We start from the raw sequence: 19616 nt of genomic DNA, 5'->3' as shown, positions 1-19616 counted from the left end.
GCCGTCCTCCGCCGAGAGAGCACGCACCTGGCGGTGGGGGCGTCGACCAGAGGCACGCTTCTGGTGGAGGGGGGCCACGGTGGGAGGCGGGGTGCAGCGTGGTGATCGTCGCTGCGGGGAGGTGGGAGAATGGCGGGGATGAACACCACCCCTGACGACGAGTCCACCACCGAGGGCGGCGAGGGCTGGTCCGAGGACATGGAACTCGCACCGCTGCACCCCCGCGACGCCCAGGCCGCCGAGCCCGACGACGACCGCCCGGGTGAGCGGCTGCAGAAGGTGCTGGCCCGCGCCGGCGTCGGCTCCCGCCGGGTGTGCGAGGACATGATCGACGAGGGCCGGATCAGCGTGAACGGCAAGGTCGTCACCGTCCAGGGCATGCGGGTCGACCCGGAAACCGCGGTCATCGCCATCGACGGCCGCCGGATCGACATCAAGAACGACAAGATCACCTACGCGATGAACAAGCCGTTCGGCGTCATCACCGCGATGAGCGACGACCGCGGCCGCCCCACCGTCGGCGACATGATGGGCGACCTCGCCGCCGGCCTGGTGCACGTCGGCCGGCTGGACCAGGACACCGAGGGCCTGCTGCTGCTCACCACCGACGGCGAGCTCGCCCACCGGCTGGCGCACCCCTCCTACGAGGTCAAGAAGACCTACCTCGCGCAGGTCAGCGGCTCGGTGCCGCGGGACCTCGGGCGCCGGCTGCGCAACGGCATCGAGCTGGAGGACGGCCCGGTCGCCGTCGACTCCTTCGACCTGATGGACACCCACGCCGGCCAGTCCGTGGTGGAGATCGTCCTGCACGAGGGCCGCAAGCACATCGTCCGGCGGCTGCTCGCCGAGGTCGGGCTGCCGGTCAACCGGCTCACCCGCACCGCGGTCGGTCCGATCGAGCTGGCCCGGATGCGCACCGGGACGATCCGCAAGCTCACCCGCTCGGAGGTCGGCGCCCTGCACGAGCTCGTCGGCCTGTAGCGGGGACCCACTCCAGGTCTCGGCGCCGAAACCGCATCAAGGTTCGGCGCCGAAACCTGCAGAGCTCGGCCAGCTCAGAGCGGGGTGACCTCCACCGGCGTCGTCAGCACCCGGTCCGCGCCGACGACCCGGTCGCCGCCGGTCAGCCGCAGCGGCGCCTCCAGCCGCAGGTCCTCGCTCGAGGCCCCCAGCTGCAGGACGACGTCCCCGCACTCGACCACGCGCTGCAGGTCGCGGCCGGTGAACGAGGTGCGGTCGGCGTGCACGGTGAACGTCACCCGCGCCGCGGCGCCGGCCGCCAGCGGCACCCGGGCGAACCCCACGAGCTGGCGCACCGGCCGCACCACGCTGGCCACCGGGTCGTGCAGGTACAGCTGGACGACGTCGGCACCCTCGCGCGCCCCGGTGTTGCGCACCGTGCACGAGACGGTGACCGCCCCGTCGGAGGCCCACTCGCCGTCGCCGGACACCTCGAGGTCGGACCACTCGAACGACGTGTAGGACAGCCCGTGCCCGAACGGGAAGCACGGCGTCGGGTCGGCCGCGCTGATCCCGCTCTTCCGGCCCAGCGTCGGGCTCAGGTACGTGGCGGGGGAGCCGCCCGGCGTCCGGGCGACCTGCACCGGCAGCCGGCCGGAGGGGTTCACCCGGCCGCTGAGCACGCCGGCGACCGCGCCTGCACCCTCCTCGCCCGGGAAGAAGGCCTGCACGATCGCCGCAGCGCGGTCCACCACGTCGCCCAACGCGTAGGGGCGCCCGGTGAGCAGCACGACCACCACCGGCTTGCCGGTCTCGAGCAGCTCGTCCAGCAGCTCCGCCTGGGCGCCGGGCAACCGCAGGTCGTCGGCGTCGCAGCCCTCGCCCGAGGTGCCGCGGCCGAACAGGCCCGCCCGGTCGCCGAGCACGGCCAGCACGACGTCGGCGTCCGCGGCGGCGGACACGGCCGCGGCGATGTGGCTGGTGTCCGGCTCCTGCACCGGGCAGCCGAGCGCGTAGCCGACCTGCGCGGCCGGGAACTCGGCCCGCACCCGGTCCAGCAGGGTCGGCAGCTCGATGCCCAGCGGCATGCCGGGGTGCTGCACGCCGACGTGGTTCGGGAAGGCGTAGCAGCCCATCAGCGCCAGCACGTCGTCCGCGCACGGGCCGACGACGGCGATCGACGCCGGCTCCTGCAGCGGCAGCACCCCGGCGCGGTCGTCGAGCAGCACGACCGACCGCTCGGCGAGGGTCCGGGCCAGCTCGCGCATCGCCGGCGGGTCGAGGTCCAGCTCGTCCGCGGACCGCAACGCCGCGGGCTCGGCGTCCCAGCCGGGGTCGAGCAGGCCCAGCTCGACCTTCTGCCGCAGCACCCGCTCCAGCGCCCGGTCCACCAGCTCCACCGAGGCCTCGCCGGTGCGCAGCAGCTCCAGCAGCGGCTCGCCGTAGCAGCGCACGGTCGGCAGCTCGACGTCGATGCCCGCGGTCAGCGCGGCCACTGCGGCCTCGGCGGGGGAGCCGGCCACGCCCTGCGTCGTCTCCAGGAACGAGACGGCGAAGTAGTCGGCGACCACGACGCCGTCGAAGCCCAGCCGGCCGCGCAGCAGGTCGGTCAGCAGCGCGGGGTCCGCCCCGGCGGGCACCCCGTCGACCGCGGCGTAGCTGTTCATCACCGACCGGGCACCGCCCTCGCGCAGTGCGGTCTCGAACGGCGGCAGCACGACGTCGGCGAACTCGCGCGGGCCCAGCCGGACCGGTGCGTGGTTGCGGCCGGCGCCGGAGCCGGAGTAGCCGGCGAAGTGCTTGAGCGTCGCGACGATGCCGGCGTCCTCCAGCCCGCGGGTGTAGGCCGAGCCGAGCGCGGCGACCAGGTACGGGTCCTCGCCGATGGTCTCCTCGGTGCGGCCCCAGCGGTGGTCGAAGCTGACGTCGAGCACGGGGGAGAGCCCCTGGTGGACGCCGACCGAGCGCATCACCTCACCGATCCCGGTGGCCATCGCCCGCACGGTCGCCGGGTCGAACGAGGCGCCCCAGGCCAGCGGCGTCGGGAACACCGTCGCGCCCCAGGCGGTGAAGCCGGTGAGGCACTCCTCGTGGGCGATCGCCGGGATGCCCAGCCGCGAGTTCTCCACGATGCCGCGCTGGGTCTGGGCCAGCACCTTCGCCCCGATCGCCGGCTCCACCGGCCCGGTGCCGAACACCCGGGTCAGCTGCCCGAGCCCGGGCCGGGTCAGCTCCTCCCACGGCGGCAGCGGCTCAGCGAACTCGTGCTGGTTGGGGGCGACCTCCTCGCCGTCGGAGATCGCCGTCCAGACGCCGTAGAGCTGGGCGACCTTCTCCTCCAGCGTCATGACGTCCATCAGGGCGCGCACCCGCTCGGCCACCGGACGCGCCGGGTCGCGCCAGACGGCGGCGGCGGCCGGGTCGAGGGCAGGCGGGGACTGGGCTTCGGTCACGGGGAGGGCTCCTGGGAGTCGTCGGGGCGCCGGGGCGGCGCGGTGGATCAGCGCCGGTGGGACGGCGGGGGAAGGAGCAGCAGGTCGGTCAGCGGCGCGGGGGCGCGGTCGAGGCGCGCGGGACGAGGTGGGTGGCCAGCTCGACGCGCTGGCTGGCCAGCTCGCCGCCGGTGATCAGCTCGTGCAGCATCCGGCCGGCCATCCGGCCCATGTCGGCCAGCGGCTGGCGCACCGTGGTCAGCGGCGGGGAGGACCAGCGGGCCATCGGCAGGTCGTCGAAGCCGACGACGCTCAGGTCGTGCGGCACCGACAGGCCGGCCTGCCGGGCGGCCTCCATGACGCCGAAGGCCTGCTCGTCGCTGCCGGCGAAGACGGCGGTCGGCGGGTCGGGCAGCTCGAGCAGGGCGCGGGCCTGGTCGTAGCCGCCCTCGTGGTGGAAGGTGCCGTGCCGGACCAGGGCGGGGTCGACGGCGATGCCGGCGCGCTCGAGCGCGGCCCGGTAGCCGTCGATCCGGGCGCGGCTGCACAGGTAGTCCTGCGGGCCGCCGATCACCGCGATCCGCCGGTGGCCCAGCTCGACCAGGTGCTCGGTGGCGGCGAGCCCGCCGGCCCAGTTGGTCGCCCCGACGCTCGGCACGTCCTGCCCGGGCATGTCGACCGGGTCGATGACGACGACCGGCAGCTTCGAGCGGCCCAGCCGGCGCTGGTCGACCGCGGTCAGCCGGGAGGTGACCACCAGGGCGCCGCGGCGTCCGCCGGCGATGAGCGACTGGACCCAGTCCTTGTCCGAGGAGCGCGACTGGTTGGAGACCACGACCTCCAGGCCGCTCTCGGTCACCCCGCGCAGGATCTCCACCGCCCACGGGCTGTCCAGCGCGGTGAAGACGACGTCGACCAGGACGTCGGTCGGCGCCTTGCGGGTGACCGGGACGTAGTTGTGCTCCTCCAGCAGCTGCAGCACGTGCGCGCGGGTGGACGGGGCGACGTCCAGCTTGCCGTTGACCACCTTGGACACGGTGGGCAGCGAGACGCCCGCGGCGGCGGCGATGCTCGCCAGCGTCGGTCGGCCCAGCTCGTGGGGTGGCACTGCGACGGCCCTCCGCTCCTCGATGGGTGCCGGCTGCTGCGGGTCGAGCCTGCCGCACCCGGGGAGGGTCGTCAGGCCGGCGTCACTGTCGGCGTGGGAGGACCGTATCGAAACTTTCGAAGATCCGGTAGTCCATCCGCCACCACGGTCGGCGACGACGTTGGGCGTCAGGACACAGAAAAGTGATGCTGCGGCGCGTCGTGCCGCCGCCGTTGACACCCGCTGGTGACGTGGCTTACGTTCTCGCAACTGCTCGAAACTTTCGGTTTTCAACGACGAAACAGGAAGGTGGCGGTGGGATGTCCCCCCGACGCTTGTCTCGTGTGGCCGTCTCGGCCACGACCCTCGTCCTGGCCGGTTCGCTGGCCGCCTGCGGCTCCTCCGGCCCCAGCGGAGGCGGTGGCGGCGGCGGTGACGCCGCGCAGATCTGGGCCCTCCAGGACACCACCCTGAACCCGATCGAGCAGGCCTCGATCGACCGCTTCAACGAGTCCTCGGAGGTCGGCGAGGCCGAGCTGCAGACCTTCGGCAACGACCCGTACAAGCAGCGGCTGCGCACCGCGATCAACTCGGCCAACGCCCCCGACGTGTTCTTCAACTGGGGTGGCGGCAACCTCAAGGAGTACGTCGACGCGGGCAAGATCGAGGACCTCACCCCGATGCTCGACGAGAACCCCGAGCTGCGGGACGCCTTCCTGCCCAGCGTGCTCGCCGGCGCCGAGATCGACGGCAAGCAGTACGGCCTGCCGATGCGCGGTGTCCAGCCGGTGCTGCTGTTCAACAACAAGGAGGTGCTGGCCTCGGCCGGCATCGACGGCTCCCCGGCGACCTGGGACGACCTGCTCGCCGACGTCGCCGCGCTGAAGGCCAAGGGCATCACCCCGATCGCGCTGGCCGGTTCGCAGTCGTGGACCGAGCTGATGTGGGCGGAGTACCTGCTCGACCGCGTCGGCGGCCCGGAGGTCTTCCAGAACATCCGGGACGGCAAGAACGGCGGCTGGGCGCAGCCGGAGGTCCTCGAGGCGATGACCATGCTCAAGGAGCTCATCGACGCCGGGGCCTTCGGTGACGACTTCGCCTCGGTCGGCTATGACGTCGGCGGCGCGTCGACGATCCTGGCCCAGGGCCAGGCCGGGTTCCACCTGATGGGCTCGTGGGAGTTCACCAACCAGCTCGGCCAGAGCCCGGACTTCGTCAACGCCGGCAACCTGGGCTACGGCCCCTTCCCGGCGGTCACCGGCGGCAAGGGCGACCCGTCGAACCTGGTCGGCAACGTGTCGAACTTCTACTCCATCACCAAGGACTCCGACGCCAAGGAGGCCGCCGAGGAGTACGTGAAGACGGCGCTGACCGACGAGACGTACGTGTCCGACCTGGTCAAGGCCGGCGACGTCATGCCGATCACCGGGGTCCGCGACCAGCTGGCCGCCGGCGACAACGCCGACTACACCACCACCATCTACGACCAGGTGGCGAACGCGCAGAACTTCCAGCTCTCCTGGGACCAGGACCTGCAGGCCGACGTGGCGACCAAGATGCTCACCGAGCTGCAGAACTTCTTCCTGGGCGACCAGACGCCGGAGGGCTTCGTCTCCGCCCTGGCCGGCTGAGCGACCCGCACCACGACACAGAGGACCTGACATGGCTGCCAAGGGGCGCGAACGTCCCTCCGGCTGGTACCTGGCACCGGCGCTGACCTTCTTCGGGGTCTTCGCCGTCCTGCCGATGGTGCTGGTCGTCTACCTCAGCTTCACCGACTGGGACGGCTTCGGGTTCCCGTCGCCGTCCGGGGCAGGGAACTGGTCACGCCTGTTCTCCGACCCCGAGGTGCGGCACTCGCTGGGGCTGACGCTGGTGTTCATGGTCCTCGGCTGGGTCGTCCAGACCCCGATCGCACTGGTGATCGGGGTCTGGGCGGCCGGCCGGCAGCGCAACCGCGCCGTCCTGAGCTCGATCTTCTTCCTGCCGGTGCTGCTCTCCACCGCGGCGATCGCGCTGCTGTGGAACTCGGTGCTCGACCCGAACTTCGGGCTGACCCAGCAGCTGCCGCTGCTGGACCGGTTCAACTTCCTCGGTGACCCCTCGATCGTGGTCTACACGGTGGCCTGGGTGCTGACCTGGCAGTTCGTGCCGTTCCACACGCTGCTGTACCAATCGGCGGCCCGGGGGATCCCGGTGTCGATCTACGAGGCGGCGACCATTGACGGCGCCGGCCGGTACAAGCAGTTCTTCCGGATCACCCTGCCGCTGCTGCGTTACACGGTGATCACCTCGACCGTGCTCATGCTGGTCGGCTCGGTGACCACCTTCGACACGATCCTCATCCTGACCAACGGCGGGCCCGGCACGGCCACCCGCATCGCGCCGCTGTACATGTACCAGGTCGGCTTCAGCGGTTTCGAGTTCGGCTACGCCAGCACGATCGCGGTCCTGCTGCTGGTGCTGGGCGCGGCGCTCTCGCTCGCCGTCACCCGGCTCACCGGTTTCCGGGCCATGACCAGCCAGCAGGAGGGCCTGTGAGCCTCACCCAGTCCGGCACCCCGATGGCGCGGGTGCCGGCCTCCACCGAGCCCGCCGGCCCGGTCACCACCGCGCCGGCCCGGCGCCGCCGCGTCGGCCGGGAGCGCCCGAACTGGCTGGCCGGCGTGCTGTCGGTCATCTGGCTGCTGCTGGTCCTGGTGCCGCTCTACTACATGGTCAACGGCAGCTTCCGGACCCGGCAGGACTACCTGACCGACAACCCGCTGAAGCCGCCGGGCAACCCGACGCTGGAGAACTACGAGTCGGTCTTCACCGGTGGGTTCGGCCGGTACTTCGTCAACAACATCGTGGTCACGCTGGGCACCGTCGCCATCGTGGTCGCGCTGACGGTGCCGGCGGCCTACGCCGTGGCCCGCAACGCCGGGCCGGTGGTGCAGCGGGGCTTCTCGGTCATGCTCATCGGCCTGGCGGTGCCCGCGCAGGCGACGATCATCCCGGTGTACCTGCTGATCAACCAGCTGCACCTGTACGACACCCTGCTGGCGATCATCCTGCCGACCGCGGCCTTCGCGCTGCCGGTGTCGCTGCTGGTGATGACCAACAGCCTGCGGGACATCCCGAACGAGCTGTACGAGGCGCAGACCCTCGACGGGGCCGGGGCGTTCGGCACGCTGCGCCACCTGGTGCTGCCGCTGGCCCGCCCGGCGATCACCACGGTCGCGGTGTTCACCGCGATGGGCGCCTGGAACGGCTTCCTGTTCCCGCTGGTGCTCACCCAGTCGTCGGACCAGCGCACGCTGACGGTCGGGTTGACGACCTTCCAGAGCCAGTTCGGCACCAACGTGCCGGGGCTGTTGGCCGCGGTCACCCTGTCGCTGCTGCCGATCTTCTTCGTCTACCTGTTCGGCCGCCGGTACCTGCTCAGCGGCCTCACCGCCGGCTTCGGGAAGTGACGGCCGGGTCAGCCCAGCTGGCGGGCCGGATCGGTGAGGACGTCGTCCAGCGCCTGCAGGGCGGCGCCGCTCGCGCCGGCCGCCGGCGGGCCCGGGACGCTGACCACCCGCGGTCGGCGCCACCGGGCGGACAGGACCCGGCGGGCCAGGTGCTCCTCGAGCGCCGGGCGGAGCAGGTCGGCGAGCTCCGCCAGGTGCCCGCCCAGGACGACGGTCGGGATGCCCACCACGTTGACCACGCCGGCCAGGGCCACGCCGAGGGCCCACGCGCCGGCGTCCAGCGCGGCGACCGCCGCCGGGTCGCCCTCGGCGGCCAGCCGGACCAGGTCGCCGGGCGGGGCGTCCAGCGGCAGCCCGGCGGCGCGGAGCAGCGCGTGCCGGCCGGCGTAGAGCTCCAGGCAGCCGGTGGAGCCGCAGCTGCAGGCCGGGCCGTCGGGGTCGACGCACACGTGGCCCACCTCGCCGGCCCAGCCGGAGCTGCCGGTCACCCGGCCGCCGAGGACGACGGCACCGCCGATGCCGATCTGACCCGACAGGTAGACGAAGTCGCGGTGCGGCCCGGCCCGGCCCGGTGCCTCCTCGGCGACGGTGCGGGCTGCCAGGTCGGCCTCGTTGCCGGGGACGACGTCCAGGCCGGCCGGCACGAACGGCGCCAGCAGCGGCCCCGGGCGCAGGTCGGACCAGCCGAGGTTCGGCGCGCGCAGCAGCACGCCGGCGTCGGCGTCCACCACGCCGGGCAGTGCCAGCCCGGCCCCGACCAGGCAGGCGTCGGCCGGCAGCCCGGCGAGGACGTCGGTGGCCAGCGCGCCCAGCGCTTCGAGCGCGACCGCGGGGTCGCTGCCGCGCAGGTCGCCGGGCTCGACCCGCTCGGCGACCACCCGGCCGCGGAGGTCGACCACCCGGGCGGCGAGCAGCCCGGCGTCGGCCTGCAGCCCCAGCGCGGCGAAGCGGGCGCCGGGGACCAGCGGCGTGGCCGGCCGGCCACGGCGGGGGAGCAGCTCACGCTCCACCTCGTCCAGCAGCCCGGCGGCCACCAGCTCGTCGACCAGCCGGGCCGCGGTCGCCCGGGTCACCCCGGTGACGGCGGCGACGTCGGCGCGCGACAGCGGCCCGTCGGCGGCGCAGACCGTGCGCAGCACCAGACCCAGGTTCGTCGTCCGGACGGTCGACTGCCGGGCACTGCTCGGCGCCCCGGCCAGTCGCTGTGTCACCGCTTGAGGTTAGCCGCTCCCTGCCTTATGTTTCGAGACAGAACAAAAGATCGTCCGGGTGGGCGACGCGTTCCCGCTCCCCACTCCCCGCACCCCGCGAGAGGAACTCACCGATGAGCACCCTGCAGCCGACCCCCGAGGACAAGTTCAGCTTCGGCCTGTGGACCGTGGGCTGGCAGGCCCGCGACCCGTTCGGTGACGCCACCCGTCCCGAGGTCGACGTGGTCGAGTCCATCCACAAGCTCGCCGAGATGGGCGCCTACGGGGTCACCTTCCACGACGACGACGTCATCCCCTTCGGCAGCGACACCACCGCCCGCGACGAGCGGATCAAGCGCTTCCGCGCAGCGCTGGACGAGACCGGCCTGGTCGTGCCGATGGTGACGACGAACCTGTTCACCCACCCGGTGTTCAAGGAGGGCGGGCTGACCGCCAACGACCGCGAGGTGCGCCGCTTCGCGATGCGCAAGGTCATGCGCAACATGGACCTGGCGGCCGAGCTGGGCGCGAAGACCTACGTGCTGTGGGGCGGCCGCGAGGGCGCCGAGGTCGACGTGGCCAAGGACCTCCTCGCCTCGCTGGACCGCTACGCCGAGGCGATCGACACCCTGGCGCAGTACTCGGAGGACCGCGGCTACGGCCTGCGCTTCGCCCTGGAGCCCAAGCCCAACGAGCCGCGCGGCGACATCTTCCTGCCCACCATCGGGCACGCGATCGCCTTCATCTCCCGGCTGCAGCACAAGGACCTCGTCGGGATCAACCCCGAGGTCGGCCACGAGCAGATGGCGAACCTGAACTACACCCACGGCATCGCCGAGGCGATCTGGCTGGGCAAGCTCTTCCACATCGACCTCAACGGCCAGCACGGGCCGAAGTTCGACCAGGACCTGGTGTTCGGCCACGGCGACCTGCTGCAGGCCTTCTCCACCGTCGACCTGCTGGAGAACGGCAGCCTCACAGGAGGCCCGACCTACGACGGCCCGCGGCACTTCGACTACAAGCCGCTGCGCACCGAGGACATGGACGGCGTGTGGCGCTCGGCCGCCGCGAACATGCGCACCTACCTGCTGCTCAAGGAGCGGGCTGCGGCCTTCCGCGCCGACCCCGAGGTGCAGGAGGCGCTGGCCGCCGCCAAGGTCCCGGACCTGCGCACGCCCACCGTGGGCGAGGGCGGCTACGAGGAGCTGCTGGCCGACCGCTCGGCGCTGGAGGACTTCGACGCCGAGACGGTGGCCCAGCGCGGTGCCGGCGTCACCCGGATCGACCAGCTGATGATCGAGCACCTGCTCGGCGCGCGCTGACATGACCCTGGTGGCGGGGGTCGACTCGTCGACCCAGTCGTGCAAGGTCGTCGTCCGGGACGCCGGGACCGGCGCCCTGGTCCGCGAGGGCCGGGCGTCGCACCCGGACGGCACGGAGGTCGACCCCGCCGCCTGGGCGGCAGCACTGCAGACGGCGCTCGGCGAGGCCGGTGGCCTCGCCGACGTCGCGGCGGTCGCTGTCGGCGGGCAGCAGCACGGGATGGTCTGCCTGGACGTCGATGGCGCGGTGGTGCGGCCGGCGCTGCTGTGGAACGACACCCGGTCGGCGCAGGCCGCGACCGACCTGACCGCGGAGCTGGGTGGCGGGCAGGCCTGGGCCGACGCGGTCGGCCTGGTGCCGGTCGCCTCGTTCACGGTGACCAAGCTGCGCTGGCTGGCCGAGCACGAGCCGGCCAACGCGGCCCGGACGGCGGCGGTGTGCCTGCCGCACGACTGGCTGACCTGGCAGCTGGCCGGGACCCCGGGCCTCGACGCGCTGGTCACCGACCGCGGCGACGCGAGCGGCACCGGCTACTGGTCGCCGATGACCGGGGAGTACCGGCCCGACCTGCTGGAGCGCGCCTTCGGCAGCACGCCGGTGCTGCCCCGGGTGCTCGGCCCGGCCGAGCAGGCCGGCGTGGTGGCCGGCGGGGGTGCGGTGCTCGGCCCGGGCACCGGGGACAACGCCGCGGCCGCGCTGGGCATCAACGCCGAGCCCGGTGACGTCGTCGTCTCGATCGGCACCTCGGGCGTCGTCTCCACCGTCTCGACCACCCCCAGCGCCGACCCGTCCGGCACGGTCGCCGGGTTCGCCGACGCCACCGGCAACTTCCTGCCGCTGGCGGTCACGCTCAACGCGGCCCGGGTGCTGGACGCGACCGCCCGGCTGCTCGGCGTCGACCACGACGAGCTGTCCCGGCTGGCCCTGTCCGCGCCGGCCGGGTCCGGCGGGCTGGTGCTGGTGCCCTACCTGGAGGGCGAGCGGACCCCGGACCGGCCGCGCTCCACCGGCGCGGTGCACGGCCTGACGCTCAGCACCGCCGAGCCCGCGTACCTGGCGCGCGCGGCGGTCGAGGGGCTGCTGTGCGGGCTGGCCGACGGGCTGGAGGCGATCGCCGCGCTGGGCAACCCGGTCCGCCGGGTGTTCCTGGTCGGCGGCGGCGCCCGGTCCGAGGCTGTCCGCCGGGTCGCGCCCGCCGTCCTGGGGGTGCCGGTGCTCGTGCCGCCGCCGGGGGAGTACGTCGCCGACGGCGCCGCCCGGCAGGCCGCCTGGGTGCTGGCCGGTGGGGAGACCCCGCCAGTCTGGCCGGCCACGAGCACCGAGACCTACGAGGCCGACCCGGTCCCGCACGTCCGTGAGCGGTACGCCGAGGTCCGCGACCTCACCGCCGACCGGACCTGACCCACCCCTGCACGACCTGCCCGCACTGCCGCGGGGAGGAGGCACGAGAAGGAGCCCCCATGGCCTCTGTCACCTACGACGCCGCGACCCGCCGCTACCCCGGCGCCGACCGCCCCGCGGTCGACGCGCTGGACCTGCGCATCGAGGACGGCGAGTTCCTGGTCCTGGTCGGCCCGTCCGGCTGCGGCAAGTCGACCTCGCTGCGGATGCTGGCCGGGCTGGAGGACGTCGACGACGGCGCGATCCGGATCGGCGAGCGCGACGTCACCGACGTCCCGGCCAAGCAGCGGGACATCGCGATGGTGTTCCAGAACTACGCGCTGTACCCGCACATGACGGTCGCGGACAACATGGGCTTCGCGCTCAAGATGGCCGGCGTCGGCAAGGCCGAGATCGGCACCCGGGTGCAGGAGGCGGCCAAGCTGCTCGACCTCGAGCCCTACCTGGACCGCAAGCCCAAGGCGCTGTCCGGTGGGCAGCGGCAGCGGGTCGCCATGGGCCGGGCGATCGTGCGCAGCCCGCAGGTGTTCCTGATGGACGAGCCGCTGTCGAACCTGGACGCCAAGCTGCGGGTGCAGACCCGCACCCAGATCGCCCAGCTGCAGCGCCGGCTGCAGGTCACCACCGTCTACGTCACCCACGACCAGGTCGAGGCGATGACCATGGGCGACCGGGTGGCCGTGCTCAAGGACGGGCTGCTCATGCAGGTGGGCAAGCCGCGCGAGCTCTACGACCGGCCCGCCAACGTCTTCGTCGCCGGCTTCATCGGCTCCCCGGCGATGAACCTGTTCACCCTCGACCAGGTCGACGGCGGCGTGCTGTTCGGCGGCGACGTGTACCCGGTGTCCCGCGAGGTGCTCGGCCGGGCCGCCGACAGCCAGGTGACGATCGGCGTGCGGCCGGAGGACCTGGACGTGTCGGCCAGCGGCCTGCCGATCGAGGTGGACGTCGTCGAGGAGCTCGGCGCGGACGCCTACGTCTACGGCCGGACCCGGCTCGGCGACGGCGAGCACCAGATCATCGCCCGGGTCGACGGCCGCCGTCCGCCGGGCAAGGGCGAGGTCGTGCACGTGACGCCGCGCCGCGGGCACGTGCACCTGTTCGACGTCAGCTCGGGGGAGCGGCTCGGGTGACGGTGCTGCCCACCGGCGAGCAGTTCGCGCTGCGCTCCGCCGGCGCGGAGGCCGTCGTCGTCGAGGTCGGCGGCGGCCTGCGCACCTACCGGGCCGACCGCCGGGACCTGCTCGACGGCTACGGCGAGCGGGAGATGGCGGCCGGCGCCCGCGGGCACGTGCTGGCGCCGTGGCCGAACCGGTTGCGCGACGGCCGCTACCGCTGGGACGGCGAGGAGCACGAGACCCCGCTGTCGGAGCCGGAGACGCACAACGCCATTCACGGCCTGGTCCGGTACCTGCCCTGGCGGGTGACCGGCCGGACCAGCGACACCGTCGCGCTGGAGCTGCTGCTGCACCCGCAGCCGGGCTACCCGTGGACGCTGCTGCTGCAGGTGGCGTACGCGCTCGGCCCGGCGGGGTTGCAGGTCACCACCACCGCGACCAACGCCGGTGAGGTGGCGGTGCCCTACGGGGAGGGCCACCACCCCTACCTGGCCGCCGGTGCGGGGCTGCTGGTCGACGACTGCACGCTGGTCGCACCCGGGGCGACCCGCCTGCTGACAGACGAGCGGGCGCTGCCCACCGGGGCCGAGCCGGTCGCGGGCACGGGGTACGACCTGCGCGCCGGCCGGCCGGTCGGTGACCTGGTCGTCGACCACTGCTTCACCGACCTCGACCGGGACGACGCCGGCCGGGCCTGGGTGCGGCTGACCGGCCCCGACGGCCGGGGCGCGGCGGTCTGGATGGACGGCGCGTACGGCCACCTGCAGCTGTTCACCGGCGACGTGCTGCCCGAGCCGCGCCGCCGGCGCGGGCTCGCGGTGGAGCCGATGACCTGCCCGCCGAACGCCTTCGCGACCGGCGAGCGGGTGCTGCGGCTCGAGCCGGGGGAGTCCACGACCGGCAGCTGGGGCATCGCGCCCATCGGCTGAGCGGAGGGCTCCCGGCGCTCGGCGGAGCGGGTGGCGCGGGCTCCGTAGACTCGACCGAGGTGCGCGGCGACCCGTGCACCGCGTCGATCGAGGAGAGTGGCTGTGGCCGTCCGTGCCATCCGGGGAGCGACACAGGTGGCCGCCGACGACCGCGACGAGGTGCTGGACGCCACGCGCGAGCTCGTCAGCACCGTCCTGGAGCGCAACGAGCTCGACCCGGCGGACCTGATCAGCATCCTGTTCACCGCCACCCCCGACCTGGTGTCGGAGTTCCCGGCCCTGGCCGCGCGCGAGCTCGGGCTGGGCGACGTCCCGCTGATGTGCGCCACCGAGATCGCGGTGCCGCACGCGCTGCCGCGGGTGCTGCGGCTGATGGCGCACGTGGACACCCCGCGGGCGCGCGCCGAGGTGCAGCACGTGTACCTGCGCGGTGCCGTGGCCCTGCGTCGGGACATCGCACAGTGAGCGAGTTCGTGGGGCAGGTGACGCTGGACGGGCCGTCGGGGACGGGCAAGTCCAGCGTGGCCCGAGCGGTAGCCACCCGGCTGGGTGCGGCCTACCTGGACACCGGCGCGATGTACCGCGCCGCGACCGTCGCCGTGCTGGACGCCGGGGTCGACCTCGACGACCCCGAGGGCATCAGCCGCGCGGTCAGCGCCGCCGACATCCAGGTCGGGACGACGGCCGACGCGGAGACGGTCACCGTGGACGGCGTGGACGTGGCCGAGCGGATCCGCGGCACCGAGGTCACCCGCGCGGTGTCGCCGGTGAGCGCCGTCCCGGCCGTGCGCCGGCTGCTGGTCGACCGGCAGCGCGCGCTGGTCGCCGCCGCCGACGCCGTCGTCGTCGAGGGCCGGGACATCGGCACGGTCGTGCTGCCCGACGCCACCCTCAAGATCTACCTGACTGCCGCCCCTGAGGCGCGCGCCGACCGCCGCGCCGGGCAGCTCGGGGTCACCGACCCCGCCCGGATCGCGCAGATCGCCGCCGACCTGCGCCGCCGGGACGAGTACGACAGCAGCCGGGCCGACAGCCCGCTGCGCCCTGCTGCCGACGCCGTGGTCGTCGACAGCACCGGGCTGGACCGCGAGGCCGTCGTCGAGCGCGTGCTCGACCTGGCCCGCACAGCTGTAGGAGAGCCCGCATGAGCGACATCGACCTGCCCCCCGACCTCGACGAGCCGACCGGGCCGCTGCCCGTGGTGGCGGTCGTCGGCCGGCCGAACGTCGGCAAGTCGACCCTGGTCAACCGGTTCATCGGCCGTCGCGCCGCCGTCGTGCAGGACGTCCCCGGGGTCACCCGGGACCGCATCCCGTACCAGGCGCTGTGGAACGGCAAGAACTTCACCGTCGTCGACACCGGCGGCTGGGAGCCGAAGGCGACCGGCATGGCCGCGGCGATCGCCCGGCAGGCCGAGTACGCGATGAAGACCGCGGACGTGATCGTGCTGGTCGTCGACGCCTCCGTCGGGGCGACCGAGACCGACCTGGCCGCCGCGCGGGTGCTCCGGCGCAGCGACCGGCCGGTGATCCTGGTGGCCAACAAGGTCGACGACGAGCGCAGCGAGGCCGGCGCCGCGGAGCTGTGGTCGCTGGGGCTGGGCGAGCCGTTCCCGGTCAGCGCGCTGCACGGCCGGGGGAGCGGTGACCTGCTCGACCTGGTGCTCGACGCGATGCCGGAGGCGCCGCGGGAGACCGAGGACCAGGGGGGCCCGCGCCGGGTCGCGCTGGTCGGCCGGCCGAACGTGGGCAAGTCCAGCCTGATCAACCGGCTGAGCAAGGAGGAGCGCTCGGTCGTCGACTCGGTCGCGGGCACCACCGTGGACCCGGTCGACTCGATCGTGACGATCGGCGGGGAGGAGTGGCGGTTCGTCGACACCGCCGGCCTGCGCCGCCGGGTGAACACCGCCAGCGGCACCGAGTACTACGCCAGCCTGCGCACCGAGGCGGCGATCGAGGCCGCCGAGGTGGCCGTCGTGCTGCTCGCCGCCGACGAGGTGATCAGCGAGCAGGACCAGCGGGTGATCACCCAGGTGATCGAGGCCGGCCGCTCGCTGGTGATCGCGTTCAACAAGTGGGACACCCTCGACGAGGACCGGCACGCCCAGCTGGAGAAGGAGATCGACCGCGACCTGGCCCGGGTCAAGTGGGCCAGCCGGGTCAACATCTCGGCGCTGACCGGCCGCGGGGTGAACAAGCTGGCCGGGCACCTCAAGGAGGCGCTGGCCGGCTGGGAGACCCGGGTGCCGACGGCGGAGCTGAACACGTTCATCCGGGCGTTGGTGCAGGAGACGCCGCCGCCGGCCCGCGGCGGCCGCGCCCCGAAGATCAAGTACGTGACCCAGGCGGACATCCGGCCGCCGCGGTTCGTGGTCTTCTCCACCGGGTTCCTCGAGGCCGGCTACCGGCGGTTCCTGGAGCGCCGGCTGCGCGAGCAGTTCGGCTTCCACGGCACCCCGATCGACGTGTCGGTCAAGGTGCGGGAGTCCAAGGCCCGGGACCTGAAGAAGTAGGCCCCGGCCAGGCCCCGGGAGGCCGTGCGGTAACCTTCCGGGGCAGCGTTCGAGGGCCGCGAGGCGCTCGGAGCTCGGGCTGTAGCGCAGCTTGGTAGCGCACTTGACTGGGGGTCAAGGGGTCGCAGGTTCAAATCCTGTCAGCCCGACAGATGAAAGTGCAGCTCAGAGGCCGTTTCCGGGAAACCGGGAGCGGCCTCTCTCGTTCGGTAGGCTGGTTTGACCACCATTTTGACCACCATTAGCCGACCCTAAGTTGCCCAGGACGGCGCCCAGGACGGCCACGGCACCCTGGGATCCGTCGGGGGAGCCATGGCCGTGGACGCCGGTGATCGCGATGGATAAGTGACCGAGGGCGTCGGAGACCACCTTCAGCGACGCCGTGGCTGAGCACGGCGCTGGCTGCGGAGTGTCGAGGGCCGCCTACCGACGCACCGGATCGAACAGCAGCACGGAGGTCTCGCCCCGGCGAAGAGCGCCATGGGGGAGCGGCCGGCGGACGCGCGTCAGGTGAGGGGCCGTCAGGCCGGGTCGCCGTGACGTCAGCGGGTGAAACGGGGTCCGCGAGACCGAGAGCGGCTGCTGCTGCTTCGTCGGACAGTTTGACCACTATCAGCCGGCCCCGAGTTGCTCAGCACGGCGCCGAGGGTGGCCACGGCGTCGCGGGAGACATCCGGGGAGACGTGGCCGTAAACGTCGCCGGTGATGGCGATGGAGGAGTGGCCGAGGATGTCGGAGACGACCTTCAACGGGACGCCGTGGCTGAGCATGGCGCTGGCTGCGGAGTGTCGCAGGGTGTGCAGCCCGGCGTCGGGCAGGCCGGCTCGTGCGGCCGCGACCTTGAAGGCGCGCAGCGCGTTGCGCGGGTCGCAGGGGTCGCCGGTCTCGGTGGTGAACACGTAGCCGGTCTCGTGCCAGGCCGAGCCGGCATGCAGCCGCTCGGCGGCCTGGGCGCTGCGCAAGTTCAAGAGGAGGCGCTCCGCGGAGGTGGAGATCGGCACGAACCGGTTGGACTTGGCCGTCTTGGGCTCGGTGACGACCAGGGCGCCGTCGATGCGGGCCAGGGTGCCTCGCACCCGCAGGACCCCTCGGTCGAGGTCGACGTCCGCCCACCGGAGCGCAAGTGCTTCCCCGCGGCGCAACCCGGTGTGGACAAGGAGCTCGAACAGGGGTGCGTACCGCGTACTGCCAGCTGCATCGAGCAGGTCGGCGACCTGCGTCGGGGTCAGGTGCGCGGCCTCCTTGCTCGTGACCTTCGGCCGCTTGATCGCCGCCGCAGGGTTGATGCCGATCGCGCCGTCTCGCACGGCGGTGTCCAAAATCGCCCGCAGCACCGTGTACGCCGTCCGGATGGTCGAGTCGGCGAGACCCTTGCGGCGCAGTCCGACGACCCAGCCCTCGACGTGGGACGGCCGGACCTTGTCCAGCGTGAGACGGCCAAGGGAGCTGCTGAGGACGTGCGTCCGGGCAACGCCGGCATACAAGTTCTTGGTGTTCTGCTTCCGCTCCGACGCCTGCAGGGTTGTGTCGATCCAGTGCAGCGTGAACGATTGCACGGTCTGCCGACGGTCCTTGGCCGGCTGGCCGCCGAGAATCCGGGCGCTGATCGCCGCCGCCCTGTCGCGGGACTCCTTGGGCGTGCTGCCGTAGACGGTGAAGCGCTGGCTGAGGCCGTCCTCGTCGGTGACGCGCAGGTTGATCTGGAACCTGCCGTCGGCCCGACGGCGCGGTGCCGAGCCTTCGCTGTTGCCGCGCCGCTTGGCCGGCGTCACGCGACGACTCCTGGACGTCGTGGCCGGTCCTGAGGCCCGGTAGCGGTCACGTCTCGCCCATCGCTCGAAGTTGATCTGCGATCAGCGTCGCGCCAGGGGGAGGTCGCATGTGGCGGCAGTGCACAGGTCAGTGCCCGCTCGGCAGGGTGTGGACAGAGCCACGCGCCCCGTTCTGATCCGTGCCCAACTGCAGGTGCTGTGTCTGCTCAGACCGGGAAGAGGTGAGGCTGTCGATGTAGCGGTTGAGCTCGCTTCTCGGCAGTCGACAGCTACGGCCGATGTGCACCGGACGGAGGTCCCCGGCCTTCATGAGCGCGTAGACGGTCGTGCGCCCGACCCGGAGGAGGGCTGCCGCCTCCTCGGGCGTCACCAGGAGTGCGTCGTCGGACAGCACGTCCCTCAGCACCTGCGGGTCGGCCATGTCATTTCCTCACCCAGCGTCTCTGCGACCGCCCATTCGGCCGTCTCTGTCCCCTGGAAGAAGGCGCCGTGGACGCGCACTTGGTGACACGGACACCCTGTCGATCTGAGTCAAGGAGGGATGTCGAGCGAACCGACGACGCGTACCGGTGCCCGTCGCCTACCGCTGCCCCGGTCGCTTGCCTTCGGCAATCTGGTCGAGCTCAGAGCGCTGCTGCGATGAGGAAGCCGGCTACAAGGGCAGGCCCGTACGGGATCATGGTTTTCCGGTTGCTCCCACGAGCGAGCGCGACCGCTGCAAGCACCACCGTCGTCGCGGCTACCGCAGCAAGGCCTGCTACAAGTCCTTCATAAGTTGCATGACCGAGACCCAGCCCGCCGAGCACCGCCAGGCGGACGTCGCCGAAGCCCGCCCCAGCGAAGCGCCAGCACACGGTCATCGTCAGCCCAGCAGCGATCGAGCCGACCCCGCTGAGCACGAGGCCGGTCCAGTCGCCGTGCGCCGCGAGGCCGATGGACAGCAGCACGACGGTCGCGACGGCGGCCTGCCTGACGAGCGGCGTGGGGATGCGCTGAGTCACCGCATCACAGGTGGCCGCCGCGACCAGCGCGCATCCCCAGAACAGCAGTGCAGGAGCTAGCTCCCAGACGTCCACCCGGTGCGAAGTCGCGACCGCCGCCGCTCCAGCCAGGCCGCCGGCGAGGGCGCTGATCAGTCGCAATCGCACACCGGCCTCATCGCGACGGGCCAATTGTGACAGCCCGACCGAGGTGAGCAAGAGGCTGATCGCGGCTCCGAAGATCATCCCGGCGACCGCCACGAACGACGATCCGCCGCCCATCCCGTCGCGTCCTCCTTCCGCCGCTGACCGGCTTCCCAGCCGCCTTCTCGCGCAGTTCAGGTCGTGGGCAAGCGTCGATGACTGCCGAGGTCGCCTCCTGACATTGCCTTGCGATACACCCGTGCACGTGCGTACAGCGAGAAATTGGCCGATGCCTGTCACCCGACCGAGTGAA

The 19616-nt window shown here is 72.8% G+C and carries 17 protein-coding genes and 1 tRNA gene; 12 read left to right on the top strand and 6 right to left on the bottom strand.

Annotation, left to right across the window (positions count from 1 at the left end; all coding sequences use genetic code 11):
- Nucleotides 1–138 precede the first annotated feature (138 nt).
- Complete coding sequence (locus MODMU_RS15085) at nucleotides 139–981, top strand: pseudouridine synthase (RefSeq protein WP_014741170.1); 843 nt, start codon at nucleotides 139–141, stop codon at nucleotides 979–981.
- 74 nt (nucleotides 982–1055) lie between these two features.
- Here MODMU_RS15085 and MODMU_RS15080 read toward each other — a convergent pair whose 3' ends face one another.
- Both MODMU_RS15080 and MODMU_RS15075 read right to left on the bottom strand, forming a co-directional pair.
- Complete coding sequence (locus MODMU_RS15080; RefSeq protein ID WP_014741169.1) at nucleotides 1056–3413, bottom strand: beta-xylosidase/alpha-l-arabinosidase; 2358 nt, start codon at nucleotides 3411–3413, stop codon at nucleotides 1056–1058.
- An 88-nt stretch (nucleotides 3414–3501) separates the two neighbouring features.
- The gene (locus MODMU_RS15075; RefSeq protein WP_014741168.1) at nucleotides 3502–4500 is read right to left on the bottom strand and encodes a LacI family DNA-binding transcriptional regulator; all 999 of its coding nucleotides are present in this window, start codon (nucleotides 4498–4500) and stop codon (nucleotides 3502–3504) included.
- 323 nt (nucleotides 4501–4823) lie between these two features.
- On the opposite strand from MODMU_RS15075, the gene MODMU_RS15070 reads away from it, so the two are divergent.
- Genes MODMU_RS15070 through MODMU_RS15060 form a run of 3 tightly spaced genes read left to right on the top strand, consistent with a single transcriptional unit; the run spans nucleotide 4824 to nucleotide 7934 of the window.
- Nucleotides 4824–6110: an extracellular solute-binding protein gene (locus tag MODMU_RS15070; protein ID WP_014741167.1), complete on the top strand. Its 1287-nt coding sequence runs from the start codon at nucleotides 4824–4826 to the stop codon at nucleotides 6108–6110.
- A gap of 31 nt (nucleotides 6111–6141) precedes the next feature.
- Nucleotides 6142–7020, top strand: a complete 879-nt coding sequence (locus MODMU_RS15065) for a carbohydrate ABC transporter permease (RefSeq protein ID WP_014741166.1) — start codon at nucleotides 6142–6144, stop codon at nucleotides 7018–7020.
- Nucleotides 7017–7934 (top strand): carbohydrate ABC transporter permease, encoded by a 918-nt coding sequence (locus MODMU_RS15060; protein WP_014741165.1) that lies wholly within the window; start codon nucleotides 7017–7019, stop codon nucleotides 7932–7934. Before MODMU_RS15065 ends, MODMU_RS15060 begins: the two co-directional genes overlap by 4 nt.
- Nucleotides 7935–7942: 8 nt before the next feature.
- On the opposite strand, the gene MODMU_RS15055 is transcribed toward MODMU_RS15060, so the two are convergent.
- Nucleotides 7943–9145, bottom strand: a complete 1203-nt coding sequence (locus MODMU_RS15055; RefSeq protein WP_014741164.1) for an ROK family transcriptional regulator — start codon at nucleotides 9143–9145, stop codon at nucleotides 7943–7945.
- 113 nt (nucleotides 9146–9258) lie between these two features.
- Here MODMU_RS15055 and xylA point away from each other — a divergent pair, with 113 nt between their 5' ends.
- The 8 genes from xylA (at nucleotide 9259) to MODMU_RS15015 (ending at nucleotide 16556) form a co-directional block, all read left to right on the top strand.
- Nucleotides 9259–10446 (top strand): xylose isomerase, encoded by a 1188-nt coding sequence (gene xylA, locus MODMU_RS15050; RefSeq protein WP_014741163.1) that lies wholly within the window; start codon nucleotides 9259–9261, stop codon nucleotides 10444–10446.
- Between the two features lies 1 nt (nucleotide 10447).
- A complete protein-coding gene (xylB, locus tag MODMU_RS15045; RefSeq protein ID WP_014741162.1) occupies nucleotides 10448–11848 on the top strand; it encodes a xylulokinase in 1401 nt (466 codons plus the stop codon).
- A 59-nt stretch (nucleotides 11849–11907) separates the two neighbouring features.
- Complete coding sequence (locus MODMU_RS15040) at nucleotides 11908–12981, top strand: ABC transporter ATP-binding protein (protein ID WP_014741161.1); 1074 nt, start codon at nucleotides 11908–11910, stop codon at nucleotides 12979–12981.
- Entirely contained in the window at nucleotides 12978–13895 is a 918-nt protein-coding gene (locus MODMU_RS15035) for an aldose 1-epimerase family protein (RefSeq protein ID WP_014741160.1), read from the top strand. Before MODMU_RS15040 ends, MODMU_RS15035 begins: the two co-directional genes overlap by 4 nt.
- A gap of 96 nt (nucleotides 13896–13991) precedes the next feature.
- On the top strand, nucleotides 13992–14360 hold the full coding sequence (aroH, locus tag MODMU_RS29135) for a chorismate mutase (RefSeq protein ID WP_331437082.1): 369 nt from the start codon (nucleotides 13992–13994) through the stop codon (nucleotides 14358–14360).
- Nucleotides 14357–15043 (top strand): (d)CMP kinase, encoded by a 687-nt coding sequence (gene cmk, locus MODMU_RS15025; protein ID WP_014741158.1) that lies wholly within the window; start codon nucleotides 14357–14359, stop codon nucleotides 15041–15043. Before aroH ends, cmk begins: the two co-directional genes overlap by 4 nt.
- Nucleotides 15040–16407, top strand: a complete 1368-nt coding sequence (gene der, locus MODMU_RS15020; RefSeq protein WP_014741157.1) for a ribosome biogenesis GTPase Der — start codon at nucleotides 15040–15042, stop codon at nucleotides 16405–16407. The genes cmk and der overlap by 4 nt, the downstream gene beginning before the upstream one ends.
- A gap of 75 nt (nucleotides 16408–16482) precedes the next feature.
- A tRNA-Pro gene (locus tag MODMU_RS15015) sits at nucleotides 16483–16556 on the top strand.
- Nucleotides 16557–16949: 393 nt separating this feature from the next.
- On the opposite strand, the gene MODMU_RS15010 is transcribed toward MODMU_RS15015, so the two are convergent.
- The 3 genes from MODMU_RS15010 to MODMU_RS15000 form a co-directional block, all read right to left on the bottom strand.
- On the bottom strand, nucleotides 16950–18179 hold the full coding sequence (locus tag MODMU_RS15010) for a tyrosine-type recombinase/integrase (RefSeq protein ID WP_014741155.1): 1230 nt from the start codon (nucleotides 18177–18179) through the stop codon (nucleotides 16950–16952).
- 127 nt (nucleotides 18180–18306) lie between these two features.
- Entirely contained in the window at nucleotides 18307–18600 is a 294-nt protein-coding gene (locus MODMU_RS15005) for a helix-turn-helix domain-containing protein (protein WP_014741154.1), read from the bottom strand.
- A 202-nt stretch (nucleotides 18601–18802) separates the two neighbouring features.
- Complete coding sequence (locus MODMU_RS15000; RefSeq protein WP_014741153.1) at nucleotides 18803–19441, bottom strand: A24 family peptidase; 639 nt, start codon at nucleotides 19439–19441, stop codon at nucleotides 18803–18805.
- Nucleotides 19442–19616: the final 175 nt, after the last annotated feature.

The organism is Modestobacter italicus (genome assembly GCF_000306785.1).
GTDB lineage: Bacteria > Actinomycetota > Actinomycetes > Mycobacteriales > Geodermatophilaceae > Modestobacter > Modestobacter italicus.
This window is presented reverse-complemented; position numbering and strand designations above follow the sequence as displayed.

Excerpts from the sequence above, each read along its gene's own strand:
- xylB (WP_014741162.1), top strand. The coding sequence starts at position 10,448 with ATGACCCTGGTGGCGGGGGTCGACTCGTCGACCCAGTCGTGCAAGGTC.
- MODMU_RS15040 (WP_014741161.1), top strand. The coding sequence starts at position 11,908 with ATGGCCTCTGTCACCTACGACGCCGCGACCCGCCGCTACCCCGGCGCC.
- MODMU_RS15085 (WP_014741170.1), top strand. The coding sequence starts at position 139 with ATGAACACCACCCCTGACGACGAGTCCACCACCGAGGGCGGCGAGGGC.
- xylA (WP_014741163.1), top strand. The coding sequence starts at position 9,259 with ATGAGCACCCTGCAGCCGACCCCCGAGGACAAGTTCAGCTTCGGCCTG.
- der (WP_014741157.1), top strand. The coding sequence starts at position 15,040 with ATGAGCGACATCGACCTGCCCCCCGACCTCGACGAGCCGACCGGGCCG.
- MODMU_RS15005 (WP_014741154.1), bottom strand. The coding sequence starts at position 18,600 with ATGGCCGACCCGCAGGTGCTGAGGGACGTGCTGTCCGACGACGCACTC.
- MODMU_RS15065 (WP_014741166.1), top strand. The coding sequence starts at position 6,142 with ATGGCTGCCAAGGGGCGCGAACGTCCCTCCGGCTGGTACCTGGCACCG.
- MODMU_RS15000 (WP_014741153.1), bottom strand. The coding sequence starts at position 19,441 with ATGGGCGGCGGATCGTCGTTCGTGGCGGTCGCCGGGATGATCTTCGGA.